Annotated in this window: 6 protein-coding genes; 4 read left to right on the top strand and 2 right to left on the bottom strand. The window is 73.5% G+C overall.

Features of this window, described 5'->3' with window-relative positions; genetic code table 11:
* The coding region (locus tag ACRDSK_RS32220; RefSeq protein ID WP_431445190.1) for a cryptochrome/photolyase family protein at positions 1-899 on the top strand (899 nt) is incomplete at its 5' end.
* Here the strand turns inward: ACRDSK_RS32220 and ACRDSK_RS32215 are convergent.
* Positions 896-1,903, bottom strand: coding sequence for an RNA polymerase subunit sigma-70 (locus ACRDSK_RS32215; RefSeq protein ID WP_431445189.1), 1,008 nt, complete (start codon positions 1,901-1,903; stop codon positions 896-898). The two genes, ACRDSK_RS32220 and ACRDSK_RS32215, sit on opposite strands and share 4 nt — an antisense overlap.
* Positions 1,904-1,994: 91 nt before the next feature.
* Between ACRDSK_RS32215 and ACRDSK_RS32210 the strand changes: the two genes are divergently transcribed.
* Complete coding sequence (locus ACRDSK_RS32210) at positions 1,995-2,981, top strand: RNA polymerase subunit sigma-70 (protein WP_431445188.1); 987 nt, start codon at positions 1,995-1,997, stop codon at positions 2,979-2,981.
* Positions 2,978-3,301, top strand: a complete 324-nt coding sequence (locus tag ACRDSK_RS32205) for a YciI family protein (protein WP_431445187.1) — start codon at positions 2,978-2,980, stop codon at positions 3,299-3,301. The genes ACRDSK_RS32210 and ACRDSK_RS32205 overlap by 4 nt, the downstream gene beginning before the upstream one ends.
* On the opposite strand, the gene ACRDSK_RS32200 is transcribed toward ACRDSK_RS32205, so the two are convergent.
* Positions 3,245-3,745, bottom strand: coding sequence for an NUDIX domain-containing protein (locus tag ACRDSK_RS32200; protein ID WP_431445186.1), 501 nt, complete (start codon positions 3,743-3,745; stop codon positions 3,245-3,247). The genes ACRDSK_RS32205 and ACRDSK_RS32200 overlap by 57 nt on opposite strands.
* 69 nt (positions 3,746-3,814) lie before the next feature.
* On the opposite strand from ACRDSK_RS32200, the gene ACRDSK_RS32195 reads away from it, so the two are divergent.
* A partial coding sequence (locus ACRDSK_RS32195; protein WP_431445185.1) for an ArsR/SmtB family transcription factor occupies positions 3,815-4,161 on the top strand: 347 nt, incomplete at its 3' end.

Raw genomic sequence — 4,161 nt, 5'->3', positions numbered from 1 at the left:
GCCGGGACCACTTCGCGGTGTTCGGCGCGTACCACCGCCGGTGGCTCGGCGCGCACTGGCGGCGGCCGGTACCGAGCCCCGAGCGGATCGCGCTGCCGCCGCGGCTGCGGGTCGGTCCGGTGCCGAGGGTCAAGGGTCCGGGCGGTGAGACGGCCGGGCGCGAGCGAGCGGTGGGCTGGCTCGACGCGGACGTGCGCGACTACGCCGACCAGCACGACGCGCTCGCCGCCGACCGCACGTCCCGGCTCTCGCCGTACCTGCACCTGGGCTGCGTGTCCGCTATCGAGCTCGCCCGCGAGGCCGGCCGGTCCGCGGGCGCGGAGGCATTCGTGCGCCAGCTCGCGTGGCGCGACTTCCATCACCAGGTCCTCGCCGCACGGCCCGCCGCCGCGCACCGCGACTACCGCGCCCGCGGCGACCGCTGGCGCGACGACGCCGACGCCGTGCAGGCCTGGCAGGAAGGGCAGACCGGCATCCCGATCGTCGACGCCGGCATGCGGCAGCTGCGGGCCGAGGGCTGGATGCACAACCGGGCACGGCTGATCACCGGCAGCTTCCTCACCAAGACGCTCTACGTGGACTGGCGGGTCGGGGCCGCGCACTTCTTCCACTGGCTGCTCGACGGCGACGTCGCGAACAACTGCCTCAACTGGCAGTGGGTCGCCGGCACCGGCACGGACACCCGGCCCAACCGGGTGCTGAACCCGTTGCGGCAGGCCGAACGCTACGACCCGGACGGCGAGTACGTCCGCCGCCACGTGCCCGAGCTGTCCCATGTGGACGGCAAGGAGATACACGAACCGTGGCGCCTGCCGGCGGGCGACCGCCGGGGCTACCCGGCCCCGATCGTCGACCTCGCCGACGCCCGCGCCCGCTTCCTGTCCGCCCGCAACGGCTAGAGCGCGGGCGGGAGTCCGAAGCGCGGGTAGTGCTCCGCGCCGAACACGGTGATCTCCGCGATCGCGCCGTCCACCAGCCGCAGCACGCTCAGGCCGAACGGCTCGAACGCATCGCCGCCGGGCAGGCCGATGTACGTGGCAACCGCCGGGCGGCCGTTGGCGAGCGTCTCCAGGCAGCGGAACTCGCGGCGGTCCGGGCCGTGCAGCACCGGCTGCCAGCCGGCGAGCAGCATGTCCCGGCCGGAGTACCAGACCGGGTCGTCGGACATGTTGCCGCCGGCCCACGGGGCCTGGCCGCAGCGGGCGTCAACACGCAGCAGCTCGGCCAGCGCGGCGTCGTCGGCGCGTTCCAGGGCGGACATGTAGCTCCGCACGACCGCACGCTCCTGTTCGGTCGGCGGAGCGGCCACCCAGTCCAGCCGACGCGGCGGCAGCTGTGCGCGCATCGTCTCGCGGGCGCGCTGCAGCGCGCTGTTCACGCCGGCGACCGTGGCCGCCAACAGCCCGGCCGTCTCCTTCGCCGGCCAGCCGAGCACGTCCCGCAGGACCAGCACGGCCCGCTGCCGGGGCGGCAGGTGCTGGACTGCGGCGAGGAACGCCAGCTCGACGGTCTCCCGCGCCACCACGACCTCGTCGAGCAGGTGGTCCGGGCACGGCACCAGCCACGGCACGGCGACCGCGGGCAGCGGCGCGGCGGTCGGGTCGTCCGGTGGCTCGGCGGCGACCGGCAACGCGGGCGCGGGCCGGCGGTCCAGCAGGTCGAGGCACGCGTTGGTGGCGATCTTGTACAGCCACGCCCGGAACGTCGCCCTGCCCTGGTAGGTCTCCCGCCGCCGCCAGGCCCGCAGGAACGTCTCCTGGACCAGGTCCTCAGCGTCCTCAACGGACCCCAGCATCCGGTAGCAGTGCACCTGCAGCTCGCGCCGGTAGCGGTCGGCCAGCTCCGCGAACGCCGCCTCGTCGCCGCCGCACGCGGCGGTCACCACCTCGGCCTGCTCCTCCACCGCACCCTCCCTGTCCGCGCCATCCTCCCGGTATGACGGCGCGTGCGCGTCGAACTCATCGCCGGGCGAACCGGGCGGGCAGAATCGACCCGTGCCGGATCTGACGACCGACGAGACGGCGATCGCGGCCGCGACGGCCGGCGACGAGCACGCCTTCGGCCGGCTCACCGAGCGGTACCGCCACGAGCTGCACGTCCACTGCTACCGCATGCTCGGCAACTTCGAGGACGCCGAGGACGTCGTGCAGGAGACGCTCGTGCGCGCATGGCGGGCCCGCGACCGCTTCGCCGGGACCGGGTTCCGCGCCTGGCTGTACAAGATCGCCACGAACGCCGGCCTCGACGTGATCCGGCGCAGGCGCCGCCTGGTCGAGAAGGCCGACTCGTTCGCCGAGGTCCCCTGGCTGCAGCCGTACCCGGACCGGCTGCTCGACCAGGCCGCGCCGGCCGACGGCGAGCCGGACGCCGTGGTCGTCGCGCGGGAGACGATCGAGCTGGCCTTCCTCGCCGCCATCCAGCTGCTGCCGGCCCAGCAGCGGGCGATCCTGATCCTGCGCGACGTGGCGGACTGGTCGGCGAAGCAGACCGCGGAGCTGCTCGACACCACGGTCGCCGGGGTGAACAGCGCGCTGCAGCGGGCCCGCACGACGCTGCGCACCCGGCTGCCGACCCGCGACGAGCACACCGCAGGCGAGCCGACCGAGGTCGAGCGGGCGCTGCTCGACCGGTACATCGACGCGCACCAGCGCGGGGACGCGGTCGGGCTGACCGAGCTCGTGCGCGACGACATCCGGATCACCATGCCGCCGCGCCCGTGGGTGTACGACGGCATCCCGTCGATCGCGCCGCTGCTCCAGGCCGCGTTCGGTGGCACGCTCGGCGACTGGCTGCTCGTACCCACGTCGGCGAACCGCCAGCTCGCCGCGGCCAACTACCTGCGCGCGCCGGACGACGAGGTCTACCGGGCCTTCAAGCTCGACGTGTTCCGATTCGAAGCCGGACAGATCGCCGAGATCACGACGTTCGACAACACGCTCTTCGACGCGTTCGGCCTGCCGCAGACGATGGAGAAGGCATGAGGTTCCTGCTGCTGCTCGGCGCCGACACGACGGTCGTCGAGGACTACGACCTGCCGGGCTGCGCGGCGTGGTCGAAGGAGATGGCCGAGCGCGGGCTGCTGGTCGGCGGGATGGGGCTGCACCCGCCGGACACCGCGAGCACGGTTCGGGTCCGCGGTGGCGAGGTCCTGCACACCGACGGCCCGTTCGCGGAGACGAAGGAGCAGATGGGCGGCCTGACGATCATCGAGTGCGCCGACCGCGACGAGGCCCTGCGGGTCGCGTCAACCCACCCCTGGGCCGCCGTCGGCATGATCGAGGTCCGGCAGGTGCTCGACTAGCCGGTCGAGGAAGGCACGTTGCCCCTTGACGATCTTCTCCGCGGCGTCGGCCAGCGCGAACCACTCGACCCGGTCCAGCTCGGGAAAGGTCTGCCGCCGGCCCGAGCGCGGCGGCCACTCCATCTCGAACGTCCCGGGCACCACGGCGGCCGGGTCCAGCTCCCCCGCCACCGCCCACACCGTCACGGTCTTGCCGCCCGACTGGCGGACCTCGCCCAGCTCGACGTACTCCCCCTCGGGCGCCGGCAGGCCCAGTTCCTCGGTGAACTCGCGGCGCGCGGCCGCCGCCGGCTCCTCGGGCGGCTCGTACTCGCCCTTGACCACGGTCCAGGCAGCCGCGTCCTTCTTGGCCCAGAACGGCCCGCCCATGTGGCCCAACAACACCTCGACACCGGCCGGGACCTGGCGGAACAGCAGGATCCCGGCACTGCGCTTAGCTGGCACGCCGTCCAGTCTGACACCGACAACAAAATTTGTCTTGACAACTTGAATTGTCGGTCGCAGACTTGTGACATGTTCGACGTAGCGGTGATCGACGACCCGGCAGCGGCCGAGGTCTCCCTGGACCCCATGCGGGGCAGGTTGCTGGCCGAGCTGGCCTCGCCGGGCTCGGCGACGACGCTGGCCGGCCGGGTCGGGCTGCCCAGGCAGAAGGTCAACTACCACCTGCGCGCGCTGGAGCGGCACGGCCTGATCGAGCTGGTCGAGGAGCGCCGCAAGGGCAACATGACCGAGCGGGTCCTGCGGGCGACCGCGGCCTCGTACGTGATCTCCCCGGCCGTGCTCGCCGCCGTGCAGCCCGACCCCGCGCGGGCGCCGGACCGGCTCTCCGCGCGCTGGCTGCTCGCGCTGGCCTCGCG

It is taken from the genome of Actinophytocola sp. (genome assembly GCF_050699915.1).
In the GTDB taxonomy this organism is placed as follows: domain Bacteria; phylum Actinomycetota; class Actinomycetes; order Mycobacteriales; family Pseudonocardiaceae; genus Actinophytocola.
Note: the sequence above shows the minus strand (reverse complement) of the source record. Positions and strands in the feature narration are given on the sequence as shown.

Coding starts and splice junctions, on each gene's coding strand:
- ACRDSK_RS32205 (WP_431445187.1), top strand. CDS start 2,978: ATGAGGTTCCTGCTGCTGCTCGGCGCCGACACGACGGTCGTCGAGGAC.